General features: G+C 38.4%; 12 protein-coding genes and 1 riboswitch. Of the genes, 3 read left to right on the forward strand and 9 right to left on the reverse strand.

Going from position 1 to position 12,843, the window contains the following annotated elements; translation table 11 throughout:
- Positions 1–3: 3 nt before the first annotated feature.
- The 8 genes from HMPREF0848_RS04545 to HMPREF0848_RS04580 all read right to left on the reverse strand — a co-directional run bounded on the left by HMPREF0848_RS04545 (position 4) and on the right by HMPREF0848_RS04580 (position 7,833).
- Positions 4–741, reverse strand: coding sequence for an ABC transporter permease (locus tag HMPREF0848_RS04545; protein ID WP_008534940.1), 738 nt, complete (start codon positions 739–741; stop codon positions 4–6).
- Positions 738–1,619 (reverse strand): ABC transporter ATP-binding protein, encoded by an 882-nt coding sequence (locus HMPREF0848_RS04550; protein WP_008534942.1) that lies wholly within the window; start codon positions 1,617–1,619, stop codon positions 738–740. The genes HMPREF0848_RS04545 and HMPREF0848_RS04550 overlap by 4 nt, the downstream gene beginning before the upstream one ends.
- 407 nt (positions 1,620–2,026) lie before the next feature.
- Positions 2,027–2,692, reverse strand: coding sequence for a hypothetical protein (locus HMPREF0848_RS04555; RefSeq protein WP_008534945.1), 666 nt, complete (start codon positions 2,690–2,692; stop codon positions 2,027–2,029).
- A gap of 12 nt (positions 2,693–2,704) precedes the next feature.
- Positions 2,705–3,199, reverse strand: coding sequence for a YkgJ family cysteine cluster protein (locus HMPREF0848_RS04560; RefSeq protein ID WP_002885314.1), 495 nt, complete (start codon positions 3,197–3,199; stop codon positions 2,705–2,707).
- 84 nt (positions 3,200–3,283) lie between these two features.
- On the reverse strand, positions 3,284–5,284 hold the full coding sequence (locus tag HMPREF0848_RS04565; RefSeq protein WP_008534946.1) for an ABC transporter permease: 2,001 nt from the start codon (positions 5,282–5,284) through the stop codon (positions 3,284–3,286).
- 1 nt (position 5,285) lies between these two features.
- Positions 5,286–6,044 carry an ABC transporter ATP-binding protein gene (locus tag HMPREF0848_RS04570; RefSeq protein WP_008534947.1) on the reverse strand — a complete coding sequence of 253 codons (759 nt, stop codon included), beginning with the start codon at positions 6,042–6,044 and terminating at the stop codon, positions 5,286–5,288.
- 144 nt (positions 6,045–6,188) lie between these two features.
- Positions 6,189–7,163: a sensor histidine kinase gene (locus HMPREF0848_RS04575; RefSeq protein ID WP_008534948.1), complete on the reverse strand. Its 975-nt coding sequence runs from the start codon at positions 7,161–7,163 to the stop codon at positions 6,189–6,191.
- A complete protein-coding gene (locus HMPREF0848_RS04580; protein ID WP_002887957.1) occupies positions 7,153–7,833 on the reverse strand; it encodes a response regulator transcription factor in 681 nt (226 codons plus the stop codon). Before HMPREF0848_RS04580 ends, HMPREF0848_RS04575 begins: the two co-directional genes overlap by 11 nt.
- A gap of 205 nt (positions 7,834–8,038) precedes the next feature.
- Positions 8,039–8,134: riboswitch (purine riboswitch) on the forward strand.
- A gap of 152 nt (positions 8,135–8,286) precedes the next feature.
- On the opposite strand from HMPREF0848_RS04580, the gene HMPREF0848_RS04585 reads away from it, so the two are divergent.
- Complete coding sequence (locus HMPREF0848_RS04585) at positions 8,287–8,868, forward strand: xanthine phosphoribosyltransferase (RefSeq protein WP_002887960.1); 582 nt, start codon at positions 8,287–8,289, stop codon at positions 8,866–8,868.
- Entirely contained in the window at positions 8,868–10,136 is a 1,269-nt protein-coding gene (locus HMPREF0848_RS04590) for a nucleobase:cation symporter-2 family protein (RefSeq protein WP_008534949.1), read from the forward strand. The genes HMPREF0848_RS04585 and HMPREF0848_RS04590 overlap by 1 nt, the downstream gene beginning before the upstream one ends.
- A 122-nt stretch (positions 10,137–10,258) precedes the next feature.
- Here HMPREF0848_RS04590 and HMPREF0848_RS04595 read toward each other — a convergent pair whose 3' ends face one another.
- A complete protein-coding gene (locus tag HMPREF0848_RS04595) occupies positions 10,259–11,824 on the reverse strand; it encodes an ATP-binding cassette domain-containing protein (protein ID WP_037609149.1) in 1,566 nt (521 codons plus the stop codon).
- Between the two features lie 132 nt (positions 11,825–11,956).
- Between HMPREF0848_RS04595 and HMPREF0848_RS04600 the strand changes: the two genes are divergently transcribed.
- Positions 11,957–12,790, forward strand: coding sequence for a helix-turn-helix domain-containing protein (locus HMPREF0848_RS04600; protein ID WP_008534951.1), 834 nt, complete (start codon positions 11,957–11,959; stop codon positions 12,788–12,790).
- The last annotated feature ends 53 nt before the right edge of the window (positions 12,791–12,843 follow it).

Genomic DNA, 12,843 nt, shown 5'->3' on the forward strand with positions numbered 1-12,843 from the left:
CCTTTATACACGATCACTTTCTCTATGAGACTTGATATAGAGTGCAAGCCCTGTTGCTACTGCCGTATAGGCAAGAATACATAAGAGTGATTGCCATGCAAACTTTCCATCGTTAGCAAAATGAACGACCAACTCATTGACATGATAATAAGGTGTCCATACAGAAATACTCTGAATCCACTTTGGAAACATGGAAACAGGCATCCACGACCCTCCAAGTATGGCTAAGCCCAGGTAAATGATATTGGCTACAATGGACATGATTTGTTGGGATTTAATCTGAGCAATAAGTAAACCAAGGGCTAGAAAGACCAGACTTGAAAGAAGTAGGAGAACACCTGAACCAATCCAAACAGAAAGTGGCATCTCGACATTTCGGAAATAGGCTCCCACACAAAAGGTCACAATGATAGCGACGATAAAGTTTAGAAGCACACGGAAAATTTTAGAAAGATAATAAGCCCAGATACTGATTTTTGAGTGCTCGATATAGGTCAGCCAATGCTCCGTTTGGTCCTCTTGCAACATATAGGGAAAAGTGAACAAGCCAAAGCTAGACATGGAAAAACCAGTCATAGTCAACATATAGGTCTTTAGAAACTCTTTCTGTAACTCTGGAGTCGGACTTGAGACAATACTTGAATAGAGGAGGTAAAAAGCGACAGGCATACCAATCCCTAAAATAAATATGGGCCAACTACGCCATGTTTTAATCCATTCTATTTTTAGTAATGCTTTCATGACTTGTCCTCCCTTGTTGAATCAAATAGACTATCCAAAAGTGTTTTATTCTGAATCTCAATATCAGAAATCCCACAGCCCAAATCTTCCAAACATTTCCAGATTTTGTCAATATCTTTGGTCATGAAACTAATGACATCCCGCTTTTCAGTAATCTCATAAATGTCTGATAGTCCGTGAACAATACTCACAAAGCTGCTTGGAAGAGTGATTTGTTTTTCTTTTTCTTCGTGTCGCATAGCGTATGGCGTGGTATCTCTGATAAGTTTTCCTTGGTGGAGGACTAGGATACGGTCAGCCGTATGCTCCACTTCTTCAATGTAATGAGAGGAATAGAGGATAGTTGTCCCAGCTTTTTTCAAATCATTGACAATTTCCCAGAAACGTTGACGAGTGGAAGTATCCATACCCGCTGTCGGTTCATCTAAAAAGAGAATTTTAGGTTTATCAATCAAACAAAGAACAAAAGCCAAAAGACGCCTCTGCCCACCAGAGAGCTTGTCCGCAAACTGTTGATACTGGTCCTCTTTAAATTGTAGCAGTTCCTGAACTTCTTGATTGGTTAAGGAGTTGTCAGAAATAGTTTGGAAAAAAGCAATCAGTTCACTAACTTTCAAACTATTTGGAATGGTATTTTCCTGAAGAAGAACAGCAATTTGATTTTTGGCTTTACCAGCCTTGCCTTCGATGAGGACTTGCCCACTACTGTGTTTTTTATCACCAAGAATACAGGACATCAAGGTACTTTTACCTGCCCCATTTGGCCCAATCAGAGCAACACAATCTCCTTGATTTATCTCAAAACTAATATCCTCTAAGATTGTCTTTCCCTTAATACTTTTTCCTAGAGAAGAAACCTGAATAACCGCTTCAGTCATACGTGTCATATCCTTTCTTTGGGTGTCGCTTCATGTTAGTGGACAAGATAAGTTCCGTAACAGATAGGCCCTAATACTCTACTGTCAACTCGGTACATAAGAGACTTCCTGTCAGATGAAACCTCGTTTCAATCCGATCCAGATTAGATTCACAACGATTCACCTTGACAGATGGTAGGGAATTTGAAATTCCAGTGGTATCCATGACACAACTGATAAAATAAACTGCCAATAAGATTAGGAAGCAGGGCCAAGCATTAAACCGTTTCATAAGCAGGCTCCTCTCTAGCCAATGATTGCAATTTTCTAATCATTTTCACTACCAGTATAGCATTTTTTGTAAACGCATTCAATATTTCTTAGGTGTTAGTGACAACAAAAAAAGAGCTTTCGCTCTTTGATCATTTTCAATGTTTGATAGTCACCTGTCCAAAGGATACCGAACCTGTTAGATATACCGTAGTGCTGGACAAATCATGTTCACCGAAATCTTCCTCATACTTGACACCTATTATGCCGATATGCAATCCATCTGTATCAACTTGCCAATCCTTAGGCACTCGAATGACAACCTGAGAAAAATTGGCTTGAATCACAATCTGAGGGCGGTCCGTCATAAACTGGGCCTTACGCAAATCAAGGGTCAAACGCCCAAAATCAGCATTGGCATAGACAGTCTCAAGGTTTTGAGAAGTCACCACCTGAACAGATTCTGAAAAAAGACTCTTGGCAAAAATCTCACGTTCACGTCCTTTAGTCACTTTATAAGACATATTTTTCTTAAAACCTGGCTTGCTAAAACGATCTACCGCAATGCCCAAGATAAGAATCCCTACAAAGAGAGTCCATTCCGAATAGTCCAAGCGAAAAAGGTCATGGATGTAGGTAGACAGAAAGGCCAGCCCCAAGAAAAAGAGAAATTTCCCCTTAGATTGCCAGCTCAAAAGCACAAAAAACAAGGCCAAAATCAACTTATAATTAAAAGCCAAATACAAATCTGGAATAAAAGCTGTCGCAATGAAATAGGCCGCAATGATTAATAAGGTAATAACACCTGAATTAAAGCGTTTCATAACAGGTCCTCCCTAAATCCTGTCCTTGAGTTTTTCCACAAAGAGGTAGGCCGCTGGACAGAAAAGCGTATTTTTGATAGTCAAGTGATTAATCTGATAGATTTTCTTACGATCCGTGTGCGGAAAAGCTGCACAAGCCTTAGGACGGACATCATAGATATCACAGAGATTATCAGGACCCAAAAATGGACAAGGCATGGACTTGAAGACCTTATCACCATCCTCATCTACTTGCAAGTACATCTCCTCGAAAGCAGGTAACTTCATGCGAAAATGCTTAGCAATGCGAGTGATGTCCTGCTCTGTAAAGTCAGGACCAAGTGTCTTACAACAATTAGCGCACTGGGTACAATCAATTTCTTGAAAGACTTCATTGTGTACCTGCTGAACAATCTTATCTAAATTTTTAGGAGCCTTCTTCTTGAGTTGTGCTAGAAACTTTCGGTGCTCCCCCTGCTTTTGACGTGCCAATTCCTCGTAACGTTTGACATCAATAGTCTGTGACATGTGTTTTCTCCGATGATTTATAATTCTTTCATCTATTATAGCATAAAAGAAATAGAGCCTAGCATGAACTAGACTCTATGTCAATTACATCGATACGATTCGACGATAGGAACGAGACGTTAGGGCAAAAACCAAGATATAGGCTAGGAAGAATACGCCACAAACAATGATAGTAACCACTAACATAAGACTTGGATTAAGAACTCCAATGATACGCACAATCAAACTGATCATATGATAGGCAAAGGCCAAGTGAATAAAGGCAAAAATCAAGGGGAGGAAGAAGACAGTAAGGACTTGCTTTCCAATGGTTTGCTTGACTTGGAGGTCGTCCAAGCCAATCTTTTGAAGAATAACAAAGCGCTCACGATCCTCATAACCCTCGGAAATCTGTTTATAGTAAATCACGAGAACTGTGCCAAGCATGAAGATGATGGATAGGAAGATGCCGATAAAGAAGGTTCCACCAACAAAGCCATTTACCATGCCTTCTGCATCATATCGGCTATTTGCAGTGAAGTAAGACTTAGGGAGGCCAGTAGTTTGTCCAGCTAACTGTTGTGTTTCTTTATCCGTGATTTTGTCTAGCAAATCTGAATTTTTCTTGGCATCATGTGAAGGGTCTTTGACATTAACACCAACATAGGTAGCTTGGGTGGTTGCTGTTCCTTTGATACTTTCTTGAAAATCATCCATATCAGGAACAACAAGGTAGCTATAATCAGAAACTATGATTGTAAAGAGGTTGGGTACTTTACCTTTAAGAAAGTCATTAAGGCTATCATGGATCTGGTAGGTTCGACCATTGACAGACAAACTCTTTTGATCTTTTAATGTTTTATTTTTAGTAAATAAGCCAACTTGATTTGAAGTCAGATTGAGGTCTTTACCTGTTAATTGTTTATAAGTAGATTGTGAGAAGACAAGAAAAATTGACTTTGGTAGAACTTTTCTTTCATTCTCAGAAAAGATGGTTAACTTGTTTTTTTCTTGTTCTTTGATACCAAAGTAGAGGTAACTTGCTTCCACTTTTCTATTTACCTGATTTCCCGTCTGTACTAAGAAATCATCCATAGCTTTCCGTGTACTTGTTAAATCTACATTCGTCCCTGTAACTGAGTAATCATGCGGAGCAGAACTCGCCAGATAGTCTTTTTTTCCAGCATAAATACTTGCAGCACCTACAAGTGTCACCAAAACCATACTTGAGAGAATGGCAATGGTCGCCAGCCCAACTGCATTTTTTTTCATCCGAAAGACAAGGTTGGAAATGGAAATCATATTATTGGGCTTGTAATAGTAGCTCTTCTTCTTTTTCAAGAGTTGCAGAACAACTGTTGTCCCGGCATTAAAGAGAAGGTAAGTCCCTAGAATGACCAGTAGAACAGCTAGGAAAAAACTCATAATAGCCGTTACTGGATTCTGAACAGAGAGAGCAAGATAGTAACCATACCCCATAGCACCAAGTCCCAAAAGGGTTTGAATAACTAGGAAACGTCCCTTTTTTTCACCCTTAAGGCCATCTTTAGTTAATTGTAAAGGATTAAGCCGTAGCAATCGGAAACCATTTACCAAAACCAACAAACCAAAAATACAAGCAAAGATGACAAGAACAATAGGAATTGTCATTACTTGAAAGGTCGAAACTAAACCAGTACTTTCACCGATAAGCCTTTGAAGAAAAGCATAAATGAGTTTATCGAAAAGTGCCCCCACACCTATACCTAGAAGCAAAGTCACAAAACTCATAATCACTGTTTCTTTTAGAATCATACTAAAGAGGTGACGCTTCTCTAAGCCTAGCACACTATAGAGACCAAGCTCCCTTGAACGATTTTTCATAACAAAGCTATTGGCATAAAGAACAATAATTCCAGAGGATAGGGCGACAATTCCAAGTCCCATCCCCAAAACCATCTTGATAGCATCTGCCCCAGTCAAGTCATCCAGATGAGGATTAAGCGTTAAAGATGTAAAGATATAGGTAATGGCAATAGCCAGAATAGTTGCTAAAGCAAAAGGATAATAAAGCTTACGATTTTTTATGAGATTGGACAAAGCCAGTCTATTGGTTAGACGAAACATATTAGTTCACCTCACTTGCCATTGCAGTTAGTGTATCGGAAATTTCCTGGAACATTTGATGTTCAGACTTATCTCCTTTGAAGATTTGATTATAAAGAATTCCATCCTTGATAAACAAAACACGCTGCGCTCGACTGGCGGCCGCTGTCGAGTGAGTTACCATGAGAATGGTCTGACCGCTGGCATTAATAGCATCAAAGACATCCAAGAGCGCTGCTGAAGATTTGGAATCCAGGGCACCTGTTGGCTCATCTGCTAAGAGTATTTCTGGTTTTGTGATGATTGCACGCGCAACCGCAACCCTTTGCTTTTGGCCACCTGAAATTTCATAAGGGTACTTCTCCAGTAAGGAATGAATTCCCAGTTGACGACTGATTGCATCTACTTGTGTCATCATTTGCTTAAGTGGGCGACGAGAAAGAACCAAAGGTAGCAAAATATTATCTTTAACTGATAGGGTATCTAAAAGATTGAAATCCTGGAAAACAAACCCTAATCTTTCACGACGGAAGCTAGAAGCATCCTTGTTTTTGATGGTTGCTGTGTCCATACCATTCAGATAGACACGCCCTGCTGTTGGTTTATCAAGCATGGCAAGGATATTAAGCAAGGTTGATTTTCCTGACCCAGACTCACCCATGATTGCAACATAGTCACCTTTATCAACCGTAAAATGGATATCTTTAAGGGCTTCAACCTGATTTCCTTTGAAACGTGTTTTATAGATTTTTTTAACATGTTGAACATCTAGTAATGTCATAATAAGCTCCTTTATTTAATAGATTTGGAAGAGATTTTAGGAACCTCTTACTTAACTTCTGATACCATTTTATAGAAAAAGCAAGGTCTCAACCATAACCCTTGCTTTCATTTCTAGCCTTATTTCTTACACTTTTGTAAGTTATTAATCAATAGCCAACTTTTGCTTTTGAAAATGAATGGAAACTGTGGTTCCTTGACCTACTTGGGAACTAATACTAATATCATGTCCAAGCTGATCAGCAATTTTCTTAGAAAGATAGAGTCCCAGTCCAGACGATTGCTGAGTCAAGCGGCCATTGTAACCTGAAAAACCACGCTCAAAGACACGTAAAATATCACTATCCTTGATACCAATCCCAGAATCTTTAAGATAAAGCCTATTATCTTTGAAGTAAATGTCAATGCCACCACTTTTTGTGTACTTCAAACTATTTGACAAGACCTGCTCTACGATAACCAAGAGCCATTTTTCATCTGAAACGACCTTAACATCTAAGTCATGTAGATTAATCGTTAACCCTTTTTGAATAAAGAATAGACTATGCTTTTTAACAACTTCTTTAACCAAGGGTTCTAATGAGACTTGTTTCAACTGCAAATCATCATGAAAATTTTCCAAACGTAAATACTGCAAGACCAAATTGGTGTAGGCATCAATCTTGAAGACCTCTTGCTCCAAGAGAGCCTTGGTTTTACTATCCCTAACATCCTGAAGTAATAATTGACTGGCTGCTATTGGTGTCTTGATTTGGTGAACCCAGAGCGTATAGTAGTCCATCAAATCTGTATAGCGCTTGCGCTCCTCCTCAGTCTGAACCATCTGACTCTCCCTAGCATTTTCCAAGGCCTGGTCTAGGTAAAACTCCAAAGGGCTTAACGGAGTAATTTCTTCATAAAGATAAGCTGCTTTTGACGTTTTGAAGGATCTACTCAGGTCCCAAATAACCATGATAACGCTCACAAATGTCAAAATTGTCAAGGCATAATAAAGAACATCTGCCACCTCTTCAAATAAAAAGGCAAACAAAACCAAGATGAGGCCGTTAAAGATAAACATAAGATAGAAAGGCAGACGTGACCTCACATGGTATTTGATAAATTGACGCTTACCCATCATGACGCAACCCGTAGCCGACACCTTTCTTGGTTTCGATAAAATCCTTCAAACCTACTGCTTCTAACTTCTTACGCAAACGTGCTACATTGACAGACAGGGTATTATCATCAATAAAGAAGTCACTGTTCCAAAGCTCCTTCATGAGGTCTTCACGACTAACGATATTACCAGCACGCTCGAAAAGAACTTGTAAAATCTGAAACTCATTCTTAGTCAAAGAAACGACTTCTCCCTGATAAACCAAATCCATGGCCTTAAGGTTCAATATCACACCCCTATATTCCAAGAGACTCTGGTCCTTACCAAACTCATAGGAACGACGTAAAAGCCCTTGAATCTTAGCTAAGAGAACATTTTGATCAAAAGGTTTGGTCACAAAGTCGTCCCCACCCATATTGATTGCCATAACGATATCCATAGCTTGATCTCTAGAGGATAAGAACATAATAGGTACCTTGGAAACCTTACGAATTTCCTGACACCAATGATAACCGTTAAATAGAGGTAAACCAATATCCATAAGAACTAAGTGAGGCTCCTCTTTAACAAAAATAGATAGGACTTCCATGAAATCTTCAACAAGAACAACTTCATAACCCCACTGTTCTAGCATTTTTTTGACTTGTTGACGGATAACCTCGTCGTCCTCTACTAATAAAATCTTATGCATAACTCTACCTCTTTCATTTCCCACTATTATAACAAAAATGACATAAGAATCCCCCATTCTCAGCAAATCTTACAAAAATGTTAGATTGAATTTTCCAACTTTTTAAAGGGTACGTTTTCATAGGAAAAATCCTTTGAGTCTTCAAAGAAAATATAGTATTATAATAGAGTTGATGTTGGTTTATGATTAACCTACTACACCCTCATCGATAATTGAGAACTTTACTTATTTATATCACGAATTGGCGTGATGTTTCTACAAGGTGCCGTAACACCTAACAATGAGTAAGTCCCAAAACTCAGAAAAAGATTTTCTTATCTCTTTCTGGCTTTTAAGGCTTGCTTGGCAAGCTTTTTTCTATTCATCGATGGTCTTTGATGTTTTTTCGCTTCTCAAACAAAGTTCTAAAAGCACCAGAAACACATCATTGTTATTCACTTTATAGGAGGTAATATGAAATTACTGGAAGACCGCATTCTCAAAGATGGGAATGTCCTTGGGGAAAATATCCTCAAAGTTGACTCTTTCCTTACTCACCAAGTGGACTTTGACCTCATGCGTGAGATTGGAAAGGTCTTTGCTGAAAAGTTCAAGGATGCCGGCATCACTAAGGTGGTGACGATTGAGGCATCTGGTATTGCACCAGCCCTCTATGCTGCCGAAGCCTTGGATGTCCCTATGATTTTTGCTAAGAAGGCTAAAAATATCACTATGACCGAAGGAATCCTCACTGCTGAAGTTTACTCCTTCACTAAACAGGTGACAAGCACTGTCTCTATTGCAAGCAAGTTTCTCTCCCCTGAAGACAAGGTCCTCATCGTTGATGATTTCCTAGCCAACGGTCAAGCTGCCAAAGGCTTGATTCAAATCATTGAAGAGGCTGGCTCACACGTCGAAGCTGTCGGAATCGTTATCGAGAAATCTTTCCAAGATGGTCGGGCTCTTTTGGAAGAAGCTGGCTACCCAGTGGTTTCACTTGCTCGTTTGGATCGTTTCGAAAATGGTCAAGTCGTATTTAAGGAGGCAGATATCTAATGCAAAATAAAGAGAAACACTCGCAGGCGGCAATCTTAGGACTGCAACACCTACTCGCCATGTACTCAGGATCAATCCTGGTTCCAATTATGATTGCTGGAGCTTTGGGATATTCAGCCCATGAATTAACCTACTTGATTTCAACCGACATTTTCATGTGTGGTGTAGCAACCTTCCTCCAACTTCAACTTAATAAATACTTCGGTATCGGTCTTCCAATTGTTCTTGGGGTTGCCTTCCAGTCAGTAGCACCACTTATTATGATTGGTGAGAAACACGGTAGTGGTGCTATGTTTGGTGCCCTTATCGTTTCAGGGATTTATGTTATCCTCGTTTCTGGTGTCTTTTCAAAAGTGGCCAATCTCTTCCCTTCTATCGTTACGGGATCTGTCATCACTACTATTGGTTTGACCCTCATCCCTGTGGCTATCGGAAATATGGGAAATAATGCTGATAAGCCTACTGGTCAAAGCCTCTTCCTTGCAGCTATCACCGTTCTCATCATCCTTTTGATTAATATTTTCACTAAAGGATTTATCAAATCCATCTCAATCTTGATTGGTTTGATTGTCGGTACTGCCATCGCAGCAAGCATGGGCTTGGTTGACTTCTCACCAGTGGCTGCGGCACCTATTGTCCACGTGCCAACACCATTCTACTTCGGAATGCCTAAGTTTGAGTTGTCATCAATCATCATGATGTGTATTATCGCTACAGTGTCTATGGTTGAATCAACTGGAGTTTACTTGGCCCTCTCTGATATTACCAAAGAACCACTCGATAGCACTCGCCTTCGTAACGGTTACCGCGCTGAAGGTTTGGCTGTTCTCCTTGGTGGACTCTTCAACACCTTCCCATACACTGGTTTTTCACAAAACGTTGGTCTTGTGAAATTGTCAGGTATCAAGACTCGCTTGCCAATCTACTATGCAGCTGGTTTCCTTGTTCTTCTTGGACTCCTTCCTAAGTTTGGTGCCTTAGCGCAAATCATCCCAAGCCCAGTCCTTGGTGGCGCTATGCTTGTTATGTTCGGTTTTGTTTCTATCCAAGGGATGCAAATCTTGGCACGTGTTGATTTCGCCAACAACGAACACAACTTCTTGATTGCTGCGGTATCAATCGCTGCAGGGGTTGGTCTTAACGGTAGCAACCTCTTTAACAGCCTACCAACCGCTTTCCAAATGTTCTTCTCAAACGGTATCGTGGTCGCAAGCTTGCTTGCCATCGTCCTCAATGCCATTTTGAATCATAACAAAAAAGAAAAATAACACAAGAACACCTGAGTCGCTTGACTTAGGTGTTTTCTTTGAAATTAAAATCTTCAAGTTTGTAAAGCAAAAGAAAAGACTAAGCAACTACTCTGTCTTACTTTTACTGAAAGTAGCTCATGCTATTTAATTCTTACGATTGACTTATTTTCAATTCTATAGACAGCATCATAATCTTCCAGATTGTAATGATGGGCAATTTCAATAATACTATTAGGCAACTGTTTCAAGACATTACTTATTTCTTTTGAACTTGCTGCATCTAAAGAAGCCATCATCTCATCCGCAAGTAAAACCTGCTTTTCCCTCAAAATAGCACGTGCAATCTCAAGTTTTATGATTTGTCCACCTGAAAAGTTATCTCCAGTTAATTCATAGTCCAATTGATGACAACAAGCCTCCCATAGTCCAACTTTTTTTAGTGTTAAAATGAGCAATGAGTCAGAATAATCTTGATAAAGAGTTAGATTATGTCGCACACTTGTATGAAAGACATAGGGATTTTGATGAATAATTGCAATATTATCTAAATTTGGAGTCAGCTCCCTTCCATCAATGCTTTTAAAAATGATTTTCCCACTATATGCCTTATCTTGCCCTGATATTAACCTAAAAAGTGTTGTTTTTCCAATACCACTATCACCAACTATAAGATTATGCTGAGACAATGAAAAAGTAACCGTAACATCTCGAAAAATCTCTTGATTATCATAAGATTTAGTGACGTTTTTTAACTGAATTTCTTCTAAAGTATGTCTGTGAAGCCCTTTTGAAGGAATTTCTGACTCACTTCCAAATGTCAATAATTTATCTTTTATCACTTGACTTGATTGAATACTTGCAATAGCCTCCAGAATCTGTTGTAAGGGGTTAATAAGATATGTTGAAGCAGACATCATAGCAATAAGTGTAGTAATTGAATTTTGTTTCATGACAAGACCAATCACAAATGGTCCAATCAAGCCGACAGCTTTCAGAGGTCCTGTCCAAAACATAACTAAATTCTGAAGTGTATAATACTTAAATTGTGTCGTCTCCATCTCTCCAAGAGTTATGAGAGTTTGCCTTACATTCTCTTTTTCTGCTTGGTTGCAAATAATTGTTTCAATACCCTTACCAAAGTCTGTGATAGCTCTTAAATTCTTCTCTTTTGAACTACTTAGTAATTCTCCTGACTCTTTCAATTTTCTCTTAAAAATAAACTGAGGCAAAATCATCAGAAAGGCACCTACAGTAAAAAGACTACCCACAATAAGATTTTGTTTGACCAGATAAATTACAGATACTAGGACTGAGGCGCCCCACACAGGCGAGATAAGAAAAGATTGAAGGAACTCCTGGTCTACAATTCCAAGATCTTGTGTCAAGAGTGAGCAAAGCTCAGAATCTGAGATGTTTTTAGGAAAGACAGCATGATTCTTTAAAATATTTTCTGACAGTCTTACATTAAACGCTCTAATAATAGAACGAAGCAGAATATTCTCTATATACATAAAAGCGTACACAGCCACCCAAAGAGAAATGCTCGATAATGTAAAAACTATTAAATCACGACTATTACCGTTATCTAAATGACCTGCCATCTGGATAATTACAGGAATAACAATTCCTTGACAGGAATAAAGAAGTGCAAAAATGATATAAAGTACAATGTCCTTTTTAGGAAGTAGCTTAAAAAATTTAACCATCATCATGACACAGCAACTGATTTATTTTTTTCAATAATCATTGCTTTTACCTCCTTCAATTTGATACTATTATTTTAGTTTATTAATAGCAAAAACTATTGAAATTTCGGAAATCCGATAAGGAAGTTTTATATGGAACTAGGCCAAAAATTTAAGCAGATTCGAAAACAGAGAAAATATACTATTCAGAGACTCGCTCAAGTGGCTGGATCTGTAGCGAGTATTTCAGACTTTGAAAATGACAAAACATCACTCTCAAATGATACTCTTTTCAAACTGTTAAGACACCTAAAAGTCGAATATAATGAATTTTTCGGACAAGAATATCTTGTGGACGAAACCTACATAAAACTTGCTAATCAATACAATCAAGCCTCAAATCATCTAGATTTTGAAGCACTGGAGCAAGTCGCAGAAAAGTTTCGCATTTTAGGAGAAACTAATTATAGTGATTATCTGATTAGTCTTTGTATTGACTGTCAGGTTTCAAAACTTCAAAACCGGTCAGTTAACCAAGATATTGCTACAGAACTTCAAAACTACTTCTTTTCGATTGATATATGGACACTTCTGGATATTGATTTACTGGATATGGTAAAGGATATCTTCACAGAAGATGCACTAAAAATCTACATTAAGGAACTCCTCTCAATTCTAGGTACAAATCCTAGAAATAATTTAGATAGAATCACTTTAGATGTTATTAGTCGTTGTATTTTCCAAATCATTCTTTACGGAAATCAAGAAGATAGTAATTACTATCTAAACGAACTAAAAACTATTCAATTACCAGATTATTTCATGTTACAAAAAATCTATCTTAAAGAACTAGAAGCCGCATTCCTTTATAAATTTATTGATAAGAACATGGGAAAGACTATACATAAAGAGGTTCTCCACTACTTGGCTTTTATGGGAGATGACGATAATTTGAGAGAATGGGAGCAAACTTTCCGTCAATTATAGACTTTATTGGATAACAGTTGTACAATGAATTATATAATTTGAAAAATTTAGAA

The organism is Streptococcus sp. C150, from assembly GCF_000187445.1.
Taxonomy (GTDB): Bacteria; Bacillota; Bacilli; order Lactobacillales; family Streptococcaceae; genus Streptococcus; species Streptococcus raffinosi.

Coding starts and splice junctions, on each gene's coding strand:
- HMPREF0848_RS04600 (WP_008534951.1), top strand. CDS start 11,957: ATGGAACTAGGCCAAAAATTTAAGCAGATTCGAAAACAGAGAAAATAT.
- HMPREF0848_RS04550 (WP_008534942.1), bottom strand. CDS start 1,619: ATGACTGAAGCGGTTATTCAGGTTTCTTCTCTAGGAAAAAGTATTAAG.
- HMPREF0848_RS04565 (WP_008534946.1), bottom strand. CDS start 5,284: ATGTTTCGTCTAACCAATAGACTGGCTTTGTCCAATCTCATAAAAAAT.
- HMPREF0848_RS04555 (WP_008534945.1), bottom strand. CDS start 2,692: ATGAAACGCTTTAATTCAGGTGTTATTACCTTATTAATCATTGCGGCC.
- HMPREF0848_RS04590 (WP_008534949.1), top strand. CDS start 8,868: ATGCAAAATAAAGAGAAACACTCGCAGGCGGCAATCTTAGGACTGCAA.
- HMPREF0848_RS04545 (WP_008534940.1), bottom strand. CDS start 741: ATGAAAGCATTACTAAAAATAGAATGGATTAAAACATGGCGTAGTTGG.
- HMPREF0848_RS04585 (WP_002887960.1), top strand. CDS start 8,287: ATGAAATTACTGGAAGACCGCATTCTCAAAGATGGGAATGTCCTTGGG.
- HMPREF0848_RS04560 (WP_002885314.1), bottom strand. CDS start 3,199: ATGTCACAGACTATTGATGTCAAACGTTACGAGGAATTGGCACGTCAA.
- HMPREF0848_RS04575 (WP_008534948.1), bottom strand. CDS start 7,163: ATGATGGGTAAGCGTCAATTTATCAAATACCATGTGAGGTCACGTCTG.
- HMPREF0848_RS04570 (WP_008534947.1), bottom strand. CDS start 6,044: ATGACATTACTAGATGTTCAACATGTTAAAAAAATCTATAAAACACGT.
- HMPREF0848_RS04580 (WP_002887957.1), bottom strand. CDS start 7,833: ATGCATAAGATTTTATTAGTAGAGGACGACGAGGTTATCCGTCAACAA.
- HMPREF0848_RS04595 (WP_037609149.1), bottom strand. CDS start 11,824: ATGGTTAAATTTTTTAAGCTACTTCCTAAAAAGGACATTGTACTTTAT.